This window comes from Haloplanus salinarum, from assembly GCF_024498175.1.
GTDB classification, from domain to species: Archaea; Halobacteriota; Halobacteria; order Halobacteriales; family Haloferacaceae; genus Haloplanus; species Haloplanus salinarum.
Genome location: NZ_CP101823.1, coordinates 1,081,279 through 1,095,181, shown reverse-complemented (window position 1 = coordinate 1,095,181; position 13,903 = coordinate 1,081,279). Strand labels below are relative to the sequence as shown.

Below are 13,903 nucleotides of genomic sequence, written 5' to 3'. Positions count from 1 at the left end.
GTCCACGGACGGCGTTTCTCGGTCCGGAGCGGATTCCACCCGTCGGAGCGGTGGCTGTGCCGATCGTCCGTCGGAAGAAGAGTGTTCGACCACCGGCCGACGACGGCCGGCGTCGATCAGCCCTGCTTGACTTCCTGGAACATCTGCTGCCAGTCCGAGACGGCCGGATCGACGGTGCCCCAGTCGACCCACATCAGGTCGTCGGGGCTCTCGGTGTAGTCCGGGAGGTTACGGATGACCTCCGGCGGGTCCTGGACGGGGACCGGGTAGCCGACGTTGTCCGACAGTTCGACGATGATGTCGCGCTGGAAGACGTGGTTGAGGAGGTCGTGGACGAGGTCCTGATTCTCGCTGGAGGCCGGGATGGCCCAGTCCTCGGTGATGGTCGACGTCCCGCCCTCGGGGATGACGTACTCGATCTCCTCGTAGCCCTCCTCTTGGAGCGCACGGGTGCGGCCACCCCACGTCTCCGCGACGGTCGCGGTCCCCTCGCGGAGCCACCGGATGCTCTCGGCGCCGGCCCCCCAGTAGCCGAAGGTGTTCTCGTGCTGTTCGCCGAGTTCCTGGCGGACCTGCTCGACCGCGTCCGAGTTGCCGGGAACGTCGTTGATGTTCATGCCGAGGGAGGCCGCGGCGTTCGTCACGCGGGAGGTAGCCTGGTCCCGTAGCCCGAGGGAATCCTCGAACTCGTCGGCCTTGATGTCGTCCCACGTCGACATCTCGCGGTCGGTCTCCTCCGTGTTGTACGCGTATCCCTGCGTGAGGGCGTCACGGAAGACGGCGTCGCCGTCGATGTACGGACGGTCGGCCCAGTCCTGCTGGATGTTCTCCTGGTAGTTCGGCAGGTCGTCGTAGTTGATGTCGGCCAACAGGTCCTCCTGTCGAGCGGTGTACACGCCGAACGAGGTGGGCATGAAGAGGTCGATCTCGCCGGGGTTCTCCCGGATGATCGAGAGGAACTCCGAGTCGCCGCCCGCCGACTGGTGCTCGACCTCGACGCCGCTCTCCTCGGTCCAGTATTCGAAGGCCGTCGCCGCGGCGTCCTGGGTGTTGCCACCCCACCCGAGATAGCGGAGCGTGTCCGTGCTCCCACCGCCGCCGCCGCCGAGACACCCTGCGAGTCCCGTGGCCGCGATACCCCCTCCGAGGGTTTTCAATACTGATCGTCGATCGACCGGCGTCCTTGACCGCTGTGAGCTATCACCGAACATGATCCAACCGTTATCAGATATTGTGAAAAACCTTTGGAGTGATTAGCTATTCAGTGACATGTGAATGAACGGTCGATCATGAAGGATCACGCGACGATCAGGTCCGTCGGCGCGTCGTTGAGGACGGTCGTCCCCTCGCTCCCGACGAACAGCGTGTTCTCGATACACGCCGACCCCGTCCCCGGGACGTGGATCGCCGGTTCGACGTTGAGGAACTGTCCCGCCGCGAGCGTCCTCGTCTCGTCGGGTGCCACGAACGGCGGTACCGAAACCGTCGATCCGGTGGTGTGACCCAGATACACGCCGTTGAGTCGGTCCTCGTAGCCGTACTCGGCCGCGACGTCGTGGCCCGCGCGCCAAACCGCCCGCCCGGTCACGCCCGGTTCGACCGCCTCGATCATCGCCTCGTACATGGCCTCGCACGCCTCGTAGATGGTCCGCTGGGCCGCGCTCGGTTCGCCGATGGCGACGGTTCGGTCGCAGTCGACGTAGTAGCCGTCGCGACAGACGATGAGGTCGACCCAGAACATCTCCCCCCGGTCGAGCGGCGTCTCCGTGTGGACGAACGGTTGGAGGTTGCTCTCGGAGCGCGCGTACGCCCCCACGTCCACGTGTGTCGAGACGGCGGCCCCGTGTCGGAACTCCGCGCCCGCCGCCGCCAGTTCGGCGAGGACGTCGAAACACACCTCGCGCTCCGACCGGCCGGGCCGACAGGCCGACGCGAGCGCCGCGAGACCCGCGTCGGCGGCCTCGGCCGCGCTTCGGATGCCGCGGACGTCGTGGTCCGTCGGGGCGGCGACGAGGTCCCACCAGAGTTCCGGGACGAAGGCGGTGTCCACCCCCGAACCGGCGGTCGAGACGGCCTCCAGCACCGCCGCCGGGAGGTCGCCGTCGACGACCCCGAGCCGACCGTCGGTCAGCCCACAGTCCGCGAGCGCGGCCTCGACCGCTGCCGACAGCGCATCGGGATCGCGTTCCGGCACCGCCCGCACGCCGTCGACCCACGTCATGGCCCGCGCGGCCTCGCGGTGCCACTCGCGGTCGATCACCAGGACCGTCGGCCCCGAGGCGGGGACGACGAGCAGCGAGCGGGCCCGCGGGAACGGGTGAACGTATCCCGAGAGATACCGGACCGCGTCGGGATGTGTCGGGCCGCTCCCGTAGACGACGGCCCCGTCGAGCCCGCGGTCCCGGAGCGCCTCGCGGAGGGTTCGCAGTCGGCGGGCACGCTCCGCCGGCGGCGGCCCCGGCGGGACACCCGCGGCCCGTCGACGGTGGAGTTCTTCCCCCATCGAGGTCACCCGAGGTCGGTCCGTAAAGCGGCGTCACGATGCGGATGCGAGCGGCGAACGGTCACGACGATGCCTCCGGGAGGTCGTCGAGGGCGGCATCGAGCGTTTCGAGGAACGTGTCGATCTCTCCCTCCGCCATCGGCGTCGAGAGGTTCCCCATGCCGCGCGGCGCCATGAAGACGCCGCGGTTCCGCATGGCGAGAAAGAGGTCCTCGAAGGCGTCGGTCCCGGCGGCCGAGGACGCCCAGTCGGTCACCGTCCCGTCCGTGAGGTGGAGCTGGAACATCGACCCGTCACCGGTCACCTGCAGCGGCCGGTCGTGGTCGGCGGCGACCTCCCCGACCCCGGCACGCAACCGCTCGCCGAGCCGGTTCAGCTCCGCGATGGCCGCCTCGTCGAGCGCGTCGAGGGTCGCGATACCCCCGGCCATCGTCGCCGGGTTCGCGTTGAACGTCCCGGAGTGGTCTGCGACTCCCTCCGCCGGGTGGAAGGCGGACATGATGTCCGCCCGTCCGCCGAAGGCTCCGACGGGGAGACCGCCGCCGATGAACTTCCCCAGTGCCGTCAGATCCGGCGTGACGCCGTAGCGCTCCTGGGCGCCGCCGTACGCGAGCCGGAACGTCATCACCTCGTCGAAGACGAGGGGGACCCCGTGATCCTCGGTGAGGTCGCGCGCAGTGCGGAGGAACGACTCGTCGGCGGGAAGCCCGCCGGCCACGCCCATGAGCGGTTCGAGGATGAAACACGCAAGGTCGTCGCCGGCCGTCGCGAAGACCTCTTTGAGCGCCTCGGAATCGTTGAACGGCGTCGTCAGCACGCGGTTCTCGACGTCCCGCGGGATGCCGCGGTGTTCGCGGCCCGCGGCGTCGACGGCGACTTCGACCGTGTCGTGGGTGCCGTGGTAGCCCCCATCGACCTTCAGGATGGTCTCCTTGCCGGTGTGGGCCATCGCGCCGCGGATGGCGTTCATCGTCGCCTCGGTCCCGGAGTTCGCGAACCGGACCCGCTCGATCGAGGGGACTCGATCCACGAGGCGTTCGGCCAGCGTCACGGCCTCCTCCGTGGGCGCGCCGAACCCGTTGCCCCGTTCGAACCGTTCCGTGACCGCCTCGACGACCGCCGGCGGCGCGTGACCGAGGACGGACTGCGTGTAGTTGTTGAGGAAATCGAGCAGCGTCTCGCCGTCCTCGGTCCGGAGCCGACAGCCGGACCCCGACTCGACGAACGACGGATACGGGTCGTGGTAGGTGACCGAGCGCGTGTCGCCACCTGGCATCACCGCTGCCGCGCGTTCGTACAGATTCCGGGAGTTCGGAGTCGACGACCGATAAGTTTCAACCAGATGATCGTCCATGTGAACGTGTTTCCGTGTCCACCTAATAAACCTACGCCGTCGGTGCTGGACGGACCGCGGGCGGGGGGTCCGAGGCGGCGCCGCTGACGTTACCAGTTCGTGTGCAGGTCCGTCCCGTCGGGAACGGCGACGTCGATGGGGCCGGTCTCGCCGGCGTTGACCGTCGACTCGCCCGCACACGCGGACACCGCGACGTAGCAGTCCCGCTCCGCGCGGAACCGGACGGTGTCTCCCGGCGTCGACTGCGGTTCTTGGATGTCGATATGTCCGTCGCTGATCTCGGCTCGCATGAAGACGTTCAGCGTCTCGAGGACGAGAGCCGGATCGACGCCCAGCGGTTCGACGGCCTCCGCGAGGTTTTCGCGGCAGCCGTTGCCCCCCGACTGCCCGTAGTAGTCCGTGAGGATCCACTCGTTGCACGGGCCGTACAGGAGGTCGTGGTCGCCGCAGTCGTCGGCCGTGATGGAGAGGATCGGTTCTCCCTCGGTCGTGTACAGGGTGTCCCCCTCGGTCACGCTGATCCGTCCGCTCCGGCGGTACGTGTACTTCGTCGAGAACCGCTCGGTGGGGTCCTCGGCGGCGAACGCGACCAGGTCGGCCACCTGTTGGCCCTCGACGTCGGTCACGTCGAACGTCTCTCCTGCCGCCACTTCGAACGCGGCGCCGCGCTTCTCGGGAATTCGTCGTTCTTGCATCGTCGACGCGGCGAACTCGAACGCTCCGAGATATAAATGTCCGGGGGGAGTCAGGCGTCGCCGCCGCTGACTTCGCCGAGGATCGCGGCGACCAGCATGATCACCGCGAGCACCGTCGCGAGGGCGCTGATCGTCGGCGTCAGCCCGGTTCGCAGCTCCGTGTAGATGATGACCGGCACGGTCGTGGTGCCGGGCGAGATGAGGAACTGGGTCGCGGTGAACTCGCCGAAGGAGACGACGAAAGCGATCAGCCCGCCGGTGAAGACGCTCGGCGCGATGATGGGGAGCGTCACGTTGAGGGTCGTCTCCAACCGGTTGGCACCCATGATCAGCGACGCCTGTTCGAGCGTCTCGTCGAACGTGACGAGTCGTGCGCGGATGATGAGGAACACGTACGGGAGCGTGAGCACGACGTGTCCGAGGATCAGTGCGGGGTAGTCCCCCGGCAGTCGGATCATCCCCGCGTACTGGACGATGGCCAGTCCGGTGATGACCGGCGAGATCATCAGCGGGAGCAGGAGCACCGTCGAGACCGTCTGCTTGTACGGGAAGTCGCTGCGGACGAACCCGAACGCGGTGATCGTTCCGATGAGCCCCGAGATGATCGCCGAAGAGACCGCCACGACGGTACTGACGACGAGCGCGCTGATGATCTGATCGTCTCCCGCCAGTTCGGCGTACCACTCCAGACTCAGCTCGTCCGTCGGGATGGTCGGCACCGACGACGTCGTCAGCGACGTGACGATGATGAGGATCACGGGCACGAGCAACAGCGCGTACACGATCGCCGCGACCGGGAGGTAGCCGAACCTGAACCGACTGGTGCGGTTCATAGTTCACCCAACACCTCCCCGAGGTTGACGTAGCTGTTGAACACCATGAGCAAGACGAGCAGGATGGTGGTGTAGATGACGGCCAGACTCGACGCGAGACCGAGGTCGAACGTCTGGGAGTACGACTGCTCGATGACGTTCGCGATCATCGTGTCTTTCGGGCCGCCGAGCATCGCCGGGGCCAGGAACGACCCGGTCGCGAGGATGAACACGATGATCCCCCCGGCGACCACGCCCGAAAGGCTCAGCGGGAGGATCACCGAGCGGACGGTCCGCAGTTGGGTCGCCCCGAGCACGCGGGACGCGTCGACGAGGTCCTCGTCGATGGATTTGAGCGCGTGGTAGATCGGCAGGATCGCGAACGGCAGGAAGACGGTGGTGAGACCCAGGATCACCCCTCTGGTGGAAAACAGGATGCCCAAGTCGGTTCCGATCAGTTGGACGACCGGGCTCGACGGGAACAGGAGCAGCTGAATCCCGAGATAGCGGATCACGTACGCGATCCAGAGCGGCAGGACGACCAGTCCGAGCAACAGCTTCTCGCGCGCGGACCGAAAGGCGATGTAGTACGCGAGGATGTACCCGAGCGTGAGGGTCACGGCGGTGGTGAGAACCCCGTAGTAGAACGACCGCGCGAGGGTCACGAGGTAGATGTCGCTGAACGCCCGTGCGTAGTTGCTGAAGAGCCCGCCGTCCCCGAAGTTCAGGCTGTTCCAGTAGAGGAAGACGATGGGGACGATGTAGAAGACGGTGAGGAACCCCAGCCCGAACGCGGCCAGCGAGCGCGACGACACGTTACGCTCGACGAACTTCGGGAGGGGAATGCCTTCGACGATCATGCTTCGAGGACGATCACGTTGGACGGGTCGAACGTGAGGGCGACCTCGTCGCCGATGGCGATGTTCGCGGACGTGCTCGTGTGGAGCACGGCCTGGATCCCCTCACCGATGTCGATCAGTGCCTCGCTGTACGTGCCCAGGTACTCGACGTTCGTGACGGCACCCTGCAACGCCTCGTCGCCGGCGTCGGGGTCGAGGCTGAGGTCCTCCGGCCGGAGGAACACCTCGACGTCCTCGCCGACGTCGAAGGAGTCGAGCGACGCCGCGTCGGTCGGAACCCGCCCCACCTCGGTGTCGATCCGCGGCGGATCGCGGGACGTGACCGTTCCGGGAAGCCGCGTCGACTTCCCGACGAAGTTCGCGACGAACCGGTTCGAGGGGTCGTCGTATATCTCCGTGGGCGACCCTTCCTGTTGTTTCTCGCCGTCGTCGAGGACGAGGATCTTGTCGGACATCGAGAGCGCTTCCTCCTGGTCGTGCGTGACGTACAGCGTGGTGACTTCGACCTCGCGTTGAATCTGCTTGATCTCGTTGCGGAGGTCCTGGCGCAGCACGCGGTCGAGTCCGGTCAGCGGCTCGTCGAGGAGGAGGATGTCGGGTTCGTACGCGAGTGCCCGCGCGATCGACACGCGCCGTTCCTGACCGCCGCTGAGTTCCGTGGGTCGGTGATCCCGGTACTCGGAGATCTGAACGAGGTCGAGGTACTTCGTGATCTGCTCCTCCCGCTCGTCGGGGCCGAACCCGTTCATCTTGAGACCGTATTCGATGTTCTCCTCGACGGTCATGTGGGGGAACGTCGCGGAGTCCTGGAACACCAGCCCGATGTTTCGCTCGTTGGGCGGTTGCTCCGTCACGTCGTCACCGCGGAGGTAGATCCCCCCCTCGGTCGGTTCGACGAGTCCGGCGATGGTGCGCAGGGTCGTACTCTTCCCACAGCCGCTGGGGCCGAGCAACGTGCCGAACTCCCCCTCGTCGATTTTGAACGAGAGATCATTGACGGCCAGTAGATCCCCGTAAAATTTCGTCAGGTTCTCCACTTCGAGCATACCGACCCGTTCCGTGGTAATGTCTTAAATCTAGTGCTACTCTTTCACGGTTCCTGCGTATAATATATTAACATACCTCGGAATATATCGACGGCATTTCGAATTCGTACCGAAAATGCGTATAAAGTGCTCCGATCGTGTCGACAGCTCGAACGGTGCCTTCCACGCTCCACGAGGGTGGGACCGGCCAAACGTGTCGAGGAGCGCCCGAGACCACGGCGTCTCGGTCGCCGGCACACGCGGCCCGGACGGTCGTCGACGATTTATCCCTCACGGGGCCGAACCGATCGACGATGAGGCGAGACCACGTCGCCCGTACGCTCCGCGACGATGCCGAGCGGGCCGGATACCTCACCCCCGCGTACGGCGACTACTGCGTCGTCGGCGCTCCCGGAACGTGTCTCTCCGTCCTCGATGCGGCCCCCGCCGGGATCCCGACGCTACCGGCGGACACTTACCGCGACGTCGACCACGCGGAGGTGACCACCGTCCTGTTCGTGCTGATCGACGGGTTCGGCTACGACGGTTGGTGTCGCGTCGTCGACGACGGCCGTCGCCGGACGGATCTGCTCGAACGGTTCGAGCGTCACGGAACCGTGACGCCCCTGACTGCCGCGTTCCCTTCCGAGACGGCGGCCGCGCTCCCGTCCCTCCACGGCGGTCGATACCCCGTGGAACACGGGCTGCTCGGGTGGTGGCAGCACGTCGCCGGCGTCGGACGCGTCCAGACGCTCCCGTATCTGACCGAGACGGGAGACCCAGTGCGGGCGGTCGCACCCGAGGCCCCGCCGGCCCCGAAGGCCCTCTACGGCGTCGAGTCGCTCTACGGACGGATGCCGTCGGACCTGCGAACGGTTCTGTTCAGACCCGCCGCGTTCGACGACCCGGAGCCCGGCGGATACGCCGCCGGCGCCGACACGTACGTCGGCTACCGATCGGTCGACGACCTGGCGGGCGCCGTACGGACCGAACTCGAACGCGAAGGGCGCCAGTACCTGTTCGCGTACCTCCCACAGATCGACGCACTCTCCCACGAGGTGGGCCCGCGGGCCGACCCGACGACGTCGCGACTCGAGTCGATCCTGACGTCCCTGCATCGGGAACTTCGTCGCGTCGACCCCGCGCGTGCCGGTGAGACGGTCGTAGTCGTGACGGCCGATCACGGCCACCTCGACACCGACAGCCACGTCGACCTGTCCGGAAACGACGTCGTCCGAAGCGCCCTCGCCGAAACCGCGGACGGCACACGGATCCCGCCGGTGGGGAGTCCCCGCCAGCTGCAGTTTCACCTCCGCGACGGCAGGGTCGCGGACGTACGGCGCGTCCTCGAACGGCGCGTCGACTGTCTGACGTTCACCCGATCGGAGTACGGGACACGGGGCCTGTTCGGGCCAGCCGAACCCACTCCCGCGTTCGAGCGGAGCGCGCCCGACCTGGTCTGTGTCCCCCGGACTGAGAGCGTGTGGTTCGGGGGGGACGACCCCGACGAGGTGGGGATGCACGGCGGCCTCTCCCCCGCGGAGATGCTGGTGCCGTTCGCCGTTGCGAACCTCCGGGCGCTTCAGTAGCGGCCGGCGACGACCGGCGGGGCGTAGCCGCTCGAAACGGAGTTACGGGCACCGTCTCCGTCCCGGAAACACGGCACAACACCTTTGATCGATCCAGCCCGCCGACCGTAACATGGCACAGGGGAACCCGTTTTCGAGCCCTGCGGTAAGATACGGTATCGGTGCGAGCGGTGCGTTGGTGGTCGCCTTCGTCGCGTACGCCTTCCTCGACGGGACGGTGCAACTCGTCGCGTACCTGATCGCGGCGCTCGATCTGATCGTCACACCACAGATCCTGAAGCGAGCGGCGGGCACCTGACGTCTCCGTCGGCGACCGTGACAGCGGCCCACAGATTGAAGTCGGTCGGGACCACAGTGAGCGACATCCCGTCCGGATCGACAGACGACGACGGTCCGGACGACCGAGCCATGAGCGATACGAGCGACACTCCCCGATCCAAACTGGACCGCGCACAGCGCCGGCAACTGCGAAACCTCGGGTGGCGCTGGCTCGGCCGTCGGCGCGCGAAGCGCCCGCGGTCGATCAGCCGACGACACCTCGTCGACGCCGAGGTGGAGGACGAGGCGGCGCTGGTCGACCTGGACGCCCGTCTCTAGGGTGCGCCCGCGACGACGAACAGCGACGCCTCCTCGGCGTCGATCCGTCGGGTCGCCGCCGGGTCGACGCGCAGGGCGTCGCCGGCGGACATCGACACCGTCTCGTCCCCGACGGTGACCGTCGCCACCCCCTCGACGAGGACGTACACCTCCTCCTGACCGTCGTCGGCGTGGTCGTGGGGTTTCCCGCTCCAGCCGGCCTCGACGTCGAGTACCGACACCCCGAGGTTCGCACAGTCGAGGGCGTCACGCAGGAAGTGGAGGCCGCCACCGACCGGGTCGACGTCGCGGTAATCGACGAGTTCGTGGGTCATGGCTGGGTCATCGGCGGGAACGGGCAAAAATCCCCCACCCCGTCACGGCGACCACCGATCCCGGAGAGGGTCTTCGGCATCGGCAGTCTCGGAACTCACCACGCGGTCCGTGTCCGCGTCGGCCGTATCGTCGCCACGATACACCGGGAGTTCGACGACGAACGTCGTCCCCTCGGGACCGGTCTCGGCGAGTTCGACCGACCCACCGTAACGCTCGACGAGCGTCCGAACGAGGTAGAGCCCGAGCCCGTGGGTTCGCGTTCCCCCCTGCTCGAACAGCCGCTCGCGCTGCCGTTCCGGAATCCCAGGGCCGTCGTCCTGTACGCGCACACGGACGGTATCGCCGTCGGGGTCCGCCGTGACCGATACCCCCGGCCGCTGGCCGTCGTGGTGTTCGACGGCGTTGTCGAGCAGGTTCGCGAACACCCGGCCGAGCAGGGCGTCGGCCGCGACGCACACGTCGTCCGGGACGCTGACCGAGACGTCGGCCTCGGGGTGGGCGGCACGGAGGTCGGCCACCTCCGTCGTGAGCGTCTCGCCGAGGTCGACGGGTTCACGCTCCGTGCCGGCCTCCGCGGCTTCGATCAGCGTCCGCACGTCGTCGATGACGTCCGTCAGTCTCCGACTTCGGGCCCGGATCACGTCGAGTCGGTCGGCCATCGGCTCCTCCGGGTCGACCCGTTCGTACAGGAGCGTCGCGTAGCCGTCGATGACGTTCGCGTTGTTCAACACCTCGTGACGGAGGAGTTCGTTGAGGTAGGTCATCCACTCGCGCTGGGCGTCGAGATGCTCCGCCCGGACCGCCGCACGCTCCGCGGCCCGCGCCCGTTCGATGGCCCGCGCCTCCACGATGCCGATGGCGAGGCCGCCGCTGCTACCCACGCAGGCGGCGAACAGCGCCCACCCGAACGCGTTCGAGAGCGATCCCGGCGGCCAGACGGCGATCATCACGAGGTTGAGTCCCAGGAAGACGGCGAGGCCACCGCCACACCACCCGCCGACCCGCGGGTATCGGTCCGTGTCGAACCCGCCCCGGCGGAGCAACAACCCCCCGTAGACGACCCCGAGCGCGAACGGCGCGGTCGTGGCGAGGCTGACGAGCACCTCGGACCACGCCACGTCCGCGGGCGCCGTGACGGTGAACGCCACCTGCGACGCGACGAGCGTCGCGGTCAGCGCCGAACCGAGCGTAATAATCGCGTCCGGGAGGCGGTCCTCGATGTTCCGACGTATCATCGGCTAACTACGGGATTATCACCCGGAGGTAATACCGCTTCTCCTCGGTTATCTCCGATGATACGCGGCGTCGGTCGTCGTCCTCTCCCCGCGGGCGCCGGCGTCTCCGGAATCCCGCCTTCGGTCCGTCCGGGGACACTCCCCATACGCCGACCCCGTCCCGTTCCATCGACCTCCCCAGCGGTATCTCAAACGGCCCTTTGTGTCTCCCGGACACCTTTGTCGGTGCCCGCCGGAGGTCGGACCACGATGCACCGACGCACACTCGTCGCCGTGGGGCTCGCCGCCCTGCTCCTGATCGCCGGCTGTTCGGCCGGGTCGTCGTCCTCGACGACCCCCGAGACGCCCGCGACGTCGGAGTCGGACAGCACTATCCGCGTCGTCGGGAGCGGCAGCGCCGACGCCGCCCCGAACCAGGCCGTCGTCGACGTATCCGTCGTCGCGACGGGCGACGACGCGGCGACCGCCCGCCAGCGCCTCGCCCGAAACGTCTCGCGGATGCGAACCGCGCTCACGGACGCCGGCGTCGCCGAGGACCGGATCACCACACAACGGTACGACATCCGGCAGGACCGCCGTCGCCCGCGCGAGGAGGACGCCGAACCCCGCATCCAGTATCGGGCCATGCACGACTTCGAGGTCACCGTCACCGATCCGGACCGCGTCGGCGACGTCGTCGACACCGCCGTCGCCAACGGCGCCACCGCGGTCGACGATATCAGCTTCACGCTCTCGACCGATCGGCGACGCGAACTCGAACGGCGGGCCCGGAGCGCCGCGATGACCGACGCCCGCGCGAAGGCCCGCGCGCTCGCCGCCGACGCGAACCTCACCGTCACCGGCGTGAACGTGATCCGGACGACCCGGGGCGGCGCCCCCCGCTCCGTCGAGGACGGGGCATACGCCACCGAGACGCCCGCCCCCACCGCCGCTCCCCCGACCGATATCGAATCCGGGCCGGTGACGGTCAGGACGTCGGTCCAGGTGGTCTACGAGGCGGCACCCGAGGGGAACGCGACCGAGGCGTGAGGGGTTCCCGAGTCGCGGCGCTCACTCGAGTTGGTGGTATTCGAGTTCGTGCCCTTCGTCGAGTGCTGCCCGCACCGCCTCGCTCGGCGTGCCGGTAGGCTCCACGTGGGTCGTCATCCCGCCGAGAGCCGCCCGCCGGTAGTGGACGTTGCGCTGCCACGTGTCGTCGGTCTCGGGGTAGTCCGTCCGGTAGTGGGCGCCGCGTGACTCGGTTCGTTCGTCGGCCCCCCGAAGCACGGCCTCGGCGGCCGTCAGCATGAAGCCGATGTCGATGGCGCGCTCGAAGGAGCGGCTCGTGATCGGGCCGATTCGCATGTCGCCGGCCTTCCGCCGAAGCTCCTCTAACGCGTCCAGGCCGGTCGCCAGCGACTCCCCGTCGCGGAGGAGCCCAGCGTGTTCCCACGTGAGGGTCTGCAGTTCCTCGAACACGACGTCGACGTCGTGCTCCCCCTCGCTGTCGGCCAGTCGATCGAGGTCGGCAAGCTGTGGTTCGACGACCCTCTCGATGCAGGTTTCGGGCACCGATCCTGGCCCGTCGACGCGATCGGCGATCCGCTTGCCGGCGAGGACCCCGTATGCGACGGTTTCCGCAAGCGAGTTGCCCCCCAGTCGGTTCGCGCCGTGCACCCCGGCCATCGTCTCCCCGATCGCGAACAGCCCCCGGATATCCGTCTCGCCGTGGGCGTCGACGGCGACACCACCCATGCCGTAGTGGGCAGTCGGGGCGACTTCGACGGGGTCCGTGGCCAGATCGACCCCGAGGTCCTGAAACCGCTCGTACATCCGGGGGAGTCGCTCCCGGATGAACGCCGCTTCGCGGTGGGAGATGTCGAGATAGACGCCACCGTTCGCCGTGCCCCGCCCCTCGGCGACCTCCTGGGTGATGGCGCGAGCGACCACGTCCCGGGCGTCCAACTCCATCTGCTCCGGCGAGTACCGCTCCATGAACCGTTCGCCGTCGGTGTTGTAGAGCCGTCCACCCTCGCCTCGAACGGCCTCGGTGACGAGCCGGCCGCTCCAGGGCTCCCACTCGGGGTCGGATTCGTCGACCGCCATCCCGGTCGGATGGAACTGCACGAACTCCATGTCCATCAGCTCGGCGCCGGCGTCGTAGGCCAGCGCCGGGCCGTCGCCGTTGTTCTCGTCGTCCCGCGAGGTGTGGCGGCCGTATATCGCCGCGTACCCCCCGGCCGCGAGGACGACCTGCCCCGCGTTGAATAGGAGGAACTCGCCGGTGTCCATGTCGAACCCGACGGCACCGTGGACCCGGTCGCCGTCGGCGACGAGTTTTGTTATCATCACGTCCTCGCGATACGGGATGCCGAGCGCCTGCGCCCGATCGATCAGCGTGTCCAGCAGCGACTCGCCGGTGTGGTCGCCGGCGAACGCGGTACGACGGAACGACTGCGCACCGAAGTACCGCTGGTCGATCTCACCGTCGTCCGTCCGTGAGTAGTCCATCCCCCACTCGTCGAGTTCCCGAAGCCGCTCGGGCATCTGCTTGGCGACGGCCTCGACCTTCCCGGGGTCGTTGACGAAGTGACCCTCCTTGAGGGTGTCCGCGGCGTGGATCGTCCAGTCGTCCTCCGGGTCCCGCGCTCCGAGGGCCCCGTTGATGCCGCCACGGGCCCACGTGGTGTGGGCGTCACCGTGACTCCGCTTCCCGAGGACGAGCACGTCGTCGACCCCGCGTTCCGCCAGTTCGATCGCCGTACGGGCGCCGGCGGCACCGGCGCCGACCACGAGCACGGCGACGTCGATTTCTGCGTAGTCCGGCGTGTCCGACCCCGCCATCCCGTCACGCTGGCTCATACGTCATCGAAGGGACGAGTATACTTATGGCTGTCGCGCGCGCGTGCGCGCGCTACAACAGGTCCGGCGTGCGACCC

Annotated in this window: 14 protein-coding genes; 4 read left to right on the top strand and 10 right to left on the bottom strand. The window is 68.0% G+C overall.

Going from position 1 to position 13,903, the window contains the following annotated elements; translation table 11 throughout:
- Nucleotides 1-116: 116 nt before the first annotated feature.
- The 7 genes from NO364_RS05775 to NO364_RS05745 form a co-directional block, all read right to left on the bottom strand.
- Nucleotides 117-1,157, bottom strand: a complete 1,041-nt coding sequence (locus tag NO364_RS05775) for an ABC transporter substrate-binding protein (RefSeq protein WP_343217998.1) — start codon at nt 1,155-1,157, stop codon at nt 117-119.
- A 140-nt stretch (nt 1,158-1,297) separates the two neighbouring features.
- A complete protein-coding gene (locus NO364_RS05770) occupies nt 1,298-2,503 on the bottom strand; it encodes a M24 family metallopeptidase (protein ID WP_257628769.1) in 1,206 nt (401 codons plus the stop codon).
- Between the two features lie 61 nt (nt 2,504-2,564).
- Nucleotides 2,565-3,857 (bottom strand): aspartate aminotransferase family protein, encoded by a 1,293-nt coding sequence (locus tag NO364_RS05765; RefSeq protein WP_257628768.1) that lies wholly within the window; start codon nt 3,855-3,857, stop codon nt 2,565-2,567.
- A gap of 89 nt (nt 3,858-3,946) precedes the next feature.
- Nucleotides 3,947-4,552 carry a DUF1989 domain-containing protein gene (locus NO364_RS05760; RefSeq protein WP_257628767.1) on the bottom strand — a complete coding sequence of 202 codons (606 nt, stop codon included), beginning with the start codon at nt 4,550-4,552 and terminating at the stop codon, nt 3,947-3,949.
- Nucleotides 4,553-4,602: 50 nt separating this feature from the next.
- On the bottom strand, nt 4,603-5,385 hold the full coding sequence (locus tag NO364_RS05755) for an ABC transporter permease (protein WP_257628766.1): 783 nt from the start codon (nt 5,383-5,385) through the stop codon (nt 4,603-4,605).
- Nucleotides 5,382-6,224, bottom strand: a complete 843-nt coding sequence (locus NO364_RS05750; RefSeq protein ID WP_257628765.1) for an ABC transporter permease — start codon at nt 6,222-6,224, stop codon at nt 5,382-5,384. The genes NO364_RS05755 and NO364_RS05750 overlap by 4 nt, the downstream gene beginning before the upstream one ends.
- Nucleotides 6,221-7,270 (bottom strand): ABC transporter ATP-binding protein, encoded by a 1,050-nt coding sequence (locus NO364_RS05745; protein WP_257628764.1) that lies wholly within the window; start codon nt 7,268-7,270, stop codon nt 6,221-6,223. Before NO364_RS05745 ends, NO364_RS05750 begins: the two co-directional genes overlap by 4 nt.
- A gap of 293 nt (nt 7,271-7,563) precedes the next feature.
- Between NO364_RS05745 and NO364_RS05740 the strand changes: the two genes are divergently transcribed.
- The 3 genes from NO364_RS05740 (at nt 7,564) to NO364_RS05730 (ending at nt 9,435) form a co-directional block, all read left to right on the top strand.
- Nucleotides 7,564-8,838, top strand: a complete 1,275-nt coding sequence (locus NO364_RS05740; RefSeq protein ID WP_257628763.1) for an alkaline phosphatase family protein — start codon at nt 7,564-7,566, stop codon at nt 8,836-8,838.
- 112 nt (nt 8,839-8,950) lie between these two features.
- The gene (locus tag NO364_RS05735) at nt 8,951-9,136 is read left to right on the top strand and encodes a hypothetical protein (RefSeq protein ID WP_157688444.1); all 186 of its coding nucleotides are present in this window, start codon (nt 8,951-8,953) and stop codon (nt 9,134-9,136) included.
- 110 nt (nt 9,137-9,246) lie between these two features.
- Nucleotides 9,247-9,435, top strand: coding sequence for a hypothetical protein (locus NO364_RS05730; RefSeq protein ID WP_157688443.1), 189 nt, complete (start codon nt 9,247-9,249; stop codon nt 9,433-9,435).
- Here the strand turns inward: NO364_RS05730 and NO364_RS05725 are convergent.
- Nucleotides 9,432-9,749 (bottom strand): cupin domain-containing protein, encoded by a 318-nt coding sequence (locus NO364_RS05725; protein WP_157688442.1) that lies wholly within the window; start codon nt 9,747-9,749, stop codon nt 9,432-9,434. The genes NO364_RS05730 and NO364_RS05725 overlap by 4 nt on opposite strands.
- A gap of 42 nt (nt 9,750-9,791) precedes the next feature.
- A complete protein-coding gene (locus tag NO364_RS05720) occupies nt 9,792-10,985 on the bottom strand; it encodes a sensor histidine kinase (RefSeq protein ID WP_257628762.1) in 1,194 nt (397 codons plus the stop codon).
- Between the two features lie 249 nt (nt 10,986-11,234).
- Here NO364_RS05720 and NO364_RS05715 point away from each other — a divergent pair, with 249 nt between their 5' ends.
- Nucleotides 11,235-12,014: an SIMPL domain-containing protein gene (locus NO364_RS05715; protein ID WP_257628761.1), complete on the top strand. Its 780-nt coding sequence runs from the start codon at nt 11,235-11,237 to the stop codon at nt 12,012-12,014.
- A 21-nt stretch (nt 12,015-12,035) separates the two neighbouring features.
- Here the strand turns inward: NO364_RS05715 and NO364_RS05710 are convergent, their stop codons facing one another.
- The gene (locus tag NO364_RS05710) at nt 12,036-13,826 is read right to left on the bottom strand and encodes an L-aspartate oxidase (RefSeq protein WP_157688440.1); all 1,791 of its coding nucleotides are present in this window, start codon (nt 13,824-13,826) and stop codon (nt 12,036-12,038) included.
- Nucleotides 13,827-13,903 lie beyond the last annotated feature (77 nt).

What these genes read in the sequence shown, in the direction of transcription:
- NO364_RS05750 (WP_257628765.1), bottom strand. Translation starts at nt 6,224, where the DNA reads ATGATCGTCGAAGGCATTCCCCTCCCGAAGTTCGTCGAGCGTAACGTG.
- NO364_RS05740 (WP_257628763.1), top strand. Translation starts at nt 7,564, where the DNA reads ATGAGGCGAGACCACGTCGCCCGTACGCTCCGCGACGATGCCGAGCGG.
- NO364_RS05730 (WP_157688443.1), top strand. Translation starts at nt 9,247, where the DNA reads ATGAGCGATACGAGCGACACTCCCCGATCCAAACTGGACCGCGCACAG.
- NO364_RS05710 (WP_157688440.1), bottom strand. Translation starts at nt 13,826, where the DNA reads ATGAGCCAGCGTGACGGGATGGCGGGGTCGGACACGCCGGACTACGCA.
- NO364_RS05720 (WP_257628762.1), bottom strand. Translation starts at nt 10,985, where the DNA reads ATGATACGTCGGAACATCGAGGACCGCCTCCCGGACGCGATTATTACG.
- NO364_RS05715 (WP_257628761.1), top strand. Translation starts at nt 11,235, where the DNA reads ATGCACCGACGCACACTCGTCGCCGTGGGGCTCGCCGCCCTGCTCCTG.
- NO364_RS05735 (WP_157688444.1), top strand. Translation starts at nt 8,951, where the DNA reads ATGGCACAGGGGAACCCGTTTTCGAGCCCTGCGGTAAGATACGGTATC.
- NO364_RS05745 (WP_257628764.1), bottom strand. Translation starts at nt 7,270, where the DNA reads ATGCTCGAAGTGGAGAACCTGACGAAATTTTACGGGGATCTACTGGCC.
- NO364_RS05755 (WP_257628766.1), bottom strand. Translation starts at nt 5,385, where the DNA reads ATGAACCGCACCAGTCGGTTCAGGTTCGGCTACCTCCCGGTCGCGGCG.
- NO364_RS05725 (WP_157688442.1), bottom strand. Translation starts at nt 9,749, where the DNA reads ATGACCCACGAACTCGTCGATTACCGCGACGTCGACCCGGTCGGTGGC.
- NO364_RS05770 (WP_257628769.1), bottom strand. Translation starts at nt 2,503, where the DNA reads ATGGGGGAAGAACTCCACCGTCGACGGGCCGCGGGTGTCCCGCCGGGG.
- NO364_RS05765 (WP_257628768.1), bottom strand. Translation starts at nt 3,857, where the DNA reads ATGGACGATCATCTGGTTGAAACTTATCGGTCGTCGACTCCGAACTCC.
- NO364_RS05760 (WP_257628767.1), bottom strand. Translation starts at nt 4,552, where the DNA reads ATGCAAGAACGACGAATTCCCGAGAAGCGCGGCGCCGCGTTCGAAGTG.